Consider the following 3,980-nt stretch of genomic DNA (forward strand, 5'->3'; position numbering starts at 1 on the left):
GCGGCGCACGGCCATCGGCCTGCTGCAGACCAAGACCGACCTGACCTGGCGCGAGCGCGACTGCCTGGCCCTGATCGCCCGCGGTGCCTCCAGCAGCGACATCGCCCGCCAGCTCGCGCTGCCGGCCCAGGCGGTCAACGACCATGTCGACGCGGCGATGCGTAAGCTGCAGGCGACCAGCCGCAGCGAGGCGGTGGCCATGGCGCTGGTGCTCGGCCTGCTCGAAGGCTGATCACCGCCGTCCTCCCGTCCTGGCGCCATCCCCTAATCCTCAGGGATTGAGCCGACCCGGCCATTTCGGGACACTGCGGCCCAACGTGACGCACCGGGAAAACCCGACAGCCGCCGGCGTCTTCGCGGCAGGACGCATCACGATCAACGCCATGGAACAGGGCAGGTTTCCCCATCAGCGGTCCGTCGGACCGCGGAAGCCCGGCGCCATGCGCCTGATTGGAAAGTGACCCGAATGCCTGTCGATGCCATTGCCATCAACCTCGCCACCGTCGACGCCCATATCCGCGGCGAAGCCCGGGACCCGGCGTCGGTGATGGACCTCTACACCGACGATATCGTGATGGAGGTTCTTGCCGCCGGCGCGGTGCTGACCGACAAGGCCGCGATCCAGGCGAATTACGAGCGCATCTTCGCGTCGATCGCCGATGTCGAGATCGTGCCGCTGGACCGTTTCGCCACCGCGGACCGGGTGGTCGACGATTGCCTGGTCCGCTGCCGGCTGATGGCCGGCGGCTTCGCCGACCCGTCCTTCGCCATCGGCGACCGGGTCGAGATCCGGCTGCTGCACGTGTTCCACATGCGCGACGGCAAGATCGCCCGCGAACAGGTGTTCGAGACCTGGAAGCCCCTGGCCTGACCGGCCGGCATCCCCTGACCCAGAAGCCTGCTTTTTCGGAGCACCCCATGACCGTCTGGCACGGCAGCGACGCGAACGACGTCACCCAGGGCAGCATCGATGGTGACGAACTGTATGGCGAAGGCGGCAGCGATGTGCTGCTGGGGATCGCCGGCAACGACTCGCTGTTCGGCGGCACCGGCGACGATGCCCTGTGGGGTGACAGCGGCGATGACAGCCTGACCGGCGGCACCGGCGGCGACCAGCTGCATGGCGGCGACGGCCAGGATTCGGTCTTCTACAGCGGCGCCGCGGTCGAGGTGGTCATCGGCGGTTCCATCCGTGGCGGCGAGGCGGATGGCGACACCGTCTATGCCGACATCGAGAATGTCTACGCCACCGATGCCGACGACTACATCGTCGGCTCCAGCGTCTACAACGTGCTGGTCGGCAATGGCGGGAGCGACTTCCTGTCCGGGCTGGCCGGCAACGACACCCTCATCGGCGGCGACGGCAACGACAACCTCGAAGGCGGCGAGGGCGGTGACTGGATGGATGGCGGCGCCGGCGACGACATCCTGCGCGGCGAGGCCGGTGGCGACTTCCTGATCGGCGGCGACGGCTATGACCGCGCCGATTACTACGCCAGCGCATCCGGGGTGCAGATCGACCTGGGGGCACAGAGCGCCCATGGCGGCGACGCCGAGGGCGACTATCTCCAGGGCATCGAAGGCATCGTCGGCTCGCATTACGACGACACCCTGACCGGCAGCGCCGACCCCGACAAATTCTGGGGCAGCGAGGGCAACGACCACATCTATGCCGGCTATGGCGATGACCGGATCCAGGGCGATGCCGGCGACGACTACATCGTCGGCGGCGCCGGGCGCGACCAGCTGGATGGCGGCGATGGCGTCGACTTCCTCGACTATATCGGCAGCCCGGCGGGGGTCAGCGTCAGCCTGACCACCTGGCAATGCGCCGGCGGCGACGCCAAGGGCGATGTCATCGTCGGTCCGTTCGAGAATCTGGGCGGCTCGGACACCAACGACACCCTGGTCGGCAACTGGGCCGACAATTGGCTGGAGGGCCGGGCCGGCGACGACGTGCTGACCGGCCTGGACGGCAACGACTATCTGCGGTCGGCCCAGGGCTTCGACACGCTCGACGGCGGCAATGGCAATGACACGCTGATCGGGGGGGCCGATGCCGACCGCCTGCAGGGCGGTGCCGGCGTCGACACCGCCGAATTCTGGGGCGATGGCGGCGCGACGGTCACGATCGGCAGCATCGGCCATGGCGGCGAAGCCGAAGGCGATTATGTCAGCGGCGATATCGAGAACCTGTCCGGCACCGTGGCCGCCGACGTGCTGACCGGTTCCTCCGCCGACAACGTGCTGCAGGGTTGGGATGCGTCCGACACGCTCACCGGCCTGGACGGTGCCGACACGCTGGTCGGCGGCAACGGCAACGACGTGCTTCGCGGCGGGGCCGGGGCCGACCGGCTCGACGGCGGCGCCGGCATCGACACGGCGATGTACACCGAGGGCGGCACCGGCGTGACCATCGACCTCGCCGCCGGCACCGGCAAAGGCGGCGCGGCCGAGGGCGACACCCTGGTCGGGATCGAGAACATCTATGGCAGCCAGGGCAACGACACCCTGCTGGGCAGTTCGGCCGCCAACGTGCTGATCGGCGGCAATGGCGACGACGTGCTGCGGGGTGCCGGCGGGGCCGACCATCTCGATGGCGGTGCCGGCTTCGACATCGCCGTCTATTCCGAAAGCACCGCCGGCGTCACCGTCAGCCTGACCACGGGCACCGGCACGGGCGGCACCGCCCAGGGCGACGTGCTGACCAACATCGAAGGCGTCGTCGGCGGTACCGGCAACGACCTGCTCATCGGCAGCAGCCGGGCCGACACCCTGTCCGGCAACTACGGCAACGACGTGCTTCGCGGCGATGGCGGCCACGACATCCTCTCGGGCGGCGGCGGTGCCGACCGCTTCGTCTACGACAATGTCGGGGACAGCCCGGCCAACGCCAATGCCGACCGCATCACCGACTTCAACCACGGCCAGGGCGATACCATCGACCTGCACCTGATCGATGCGAACAGCAGTGTGGCCGGCGACCAGGCGTTCCGCTTCATCGGCGCTGCCGCCTTCACGCACCACGCCGGCGAATTGCGCTTTGCCGCCAGCGGCGCCGACACCGTGGTCACCGCCGACACCAATGGCGACGGCACCGCCGACTTCCAGATCGTGCTGGCCGGCCGCCTCACCCCCGTCGCCGCCGACTTCGTGATGTAGCGCCGCTCACCCGGCCGGGTGACATCGCAAATCCACAAATCCTTGCTATAGTCTCTCAGCCCGATGGCCGATCCCAGCCGGCCATCGGATCCCCCTTCCGCGGTTCGTCATGCCGGATGAACGCACCCTCGCCGACCTGATCGGCCAGACCTATGCCGCGGGCCTCGGCGACGAGGATTGGCCGTCGCTGCTCGACCGCGTGTCGGCCGTGCTCGGCGGCGAAGCCCTGGCCCTGCACCCGACCGGATCGCCGCTGTCGTCGGATGCCGCCATCCGGGTCGGCTGCGACCCGGCCTATATCCCGCTGTACAACGCCTATTATCACCAGACCTGGCCGATCCTGCCGAAGCTGCCGCGGCTGGCCCCTGGATCGGTCTTCATCGACCGCATGCTGGTGCCGCAGGCGGATTTCATCCGGACCGAATTCTACAACGACTACATCAAGCCCCAGGGCGGCCACAGCGGCCTGTACTGGATCGATGTCGACCGGCACGGCCTGGCCTCGCACATGTCCGTCTGGCGGTCGGCGCGGCGGCCCGACTGGTCAGCGGAGGAGGTCCGGCTGCTGCAGTATATCGGCCCGCATATCGGCCGTGCCCTGAAGATCCGGCAGCGCCTGTCGGCCGTGGCGGCCCGCGAGGCCGAGGACGCCTCGCCGCTGCTGGCGCCGCGCGAACGGGACTGCCTGGCCTGTGTCGCCCACGGCGCCTCCAGCAAGCAGGTGGCGCTGCGCCTGGCCCTGTCGGTCCACACGGTCAACGAGTATGTCGCGTCGGCGATGCGCAAGCTGCAGGCGACCAGCCGCACCGAAGCCGTCG

General features: G+C 69.1%; 4 protein-coding genes. All 4 read left to right on the top strand.

The window, feature by feature from the left end:
• On the top strand, nucleotides 1-232 hold a 232-nt coding region (locus AC3XYG_RS41225; protein ID WP_489145720.1), incomplete at its 5' end, for a LuxR C-terminal-related transcriptional regulator.
• A gap of 234 nt (nucleotides 233-466) precedes the next feature.
• Nucleotides 467-871, top strand: a complete 405-nt coding sequence (locus AC3XYG_RS41230; protein ID WP_489145721.1) for a nuclear transport factor 2 family protein — start codon at nucleotides 467-469, stop codon at nucleotides 869-871.
• 47 nt (nucleotides 872-918) lie between these two features.
• Complete coding sequence (locus AC3XYG_RS41235; RefSeq protein ID WP_489145722.1) at nucleotides 919-3,162, top strand: calcium-binding protein; 2,244 nt, start codon at nucleotides 919-921, stop codon at nucleotides 3,160-3,162.
• Nucleotides 3,163-3,271: 109 nt separating this feature from the next.
• Nucleotides 3,272-3,980, top strand: a 709-nt coding sequence (locus tag AC3XYG_RS41240; protein ID WP_489145723.1) for a helix-turn-helix domain-containing protein, incomplete at its 3' end; no start/stop codon positions are given.

The sequence above is a fragment of the Inquilinus sp. genome, from assembly GCF_057815775.1.